Raw genomic sequence first — 391 nt, 5'->3', positions numbered from 1 at the left:
GTCATGGACCAGCTGATCCCACGCCTCACCCCGCACGTTGAGTCGTTCTCCACCCAGCTGGACCGCGTGATCACCGTCGCCGGTGGCGCCATCGAAACCCCCGGCTTCGACGCCATGGCCGACAAGTTCGCCGACTTCTCCGACCGGCAGCTGGATGAGATGACCGACGGGGTCATGCACTTCCTGCGGGTGCTGTCCGAGGGCGGCGCCATCACCAGCGGCCCGCTCGCCGAGTTCATGGCCTACGCCCGGGAGAACGGTCCCGAAGCCCGCGAGGCACTCGCCGCCATCTCGGACGCGGTCATCACCCTGATGCAGGCCGCAGCCCAGGCCGGACCCAGCATGCTCACCCTCGTCACCGCAGCGGCCAACCTCGTGGCAGCGCTGCCCC

At 69.3% G+C, this 391-nt stretch carries 1 pseudogene; it reads left to right on the top strand.

What is annotated here, in order from left to right:
* Positions 1-391 (top strand): annotated as a pseudogene (locus tag OO69_RS48320) (phage tail protein); the annotation flags it as partial.

This window comes from Streptomyces sp. NRRL F-525 (assembly GCF_000716605.1).
Classification (GTDB): Bacteria; Actinomycetota; Actinomycetes; order Streptomycetales; family Streptomycetaceae; genus Streptomyces.
This window is presented reverse-complemented; position numbering and strand designations above follow the sequence as displayed.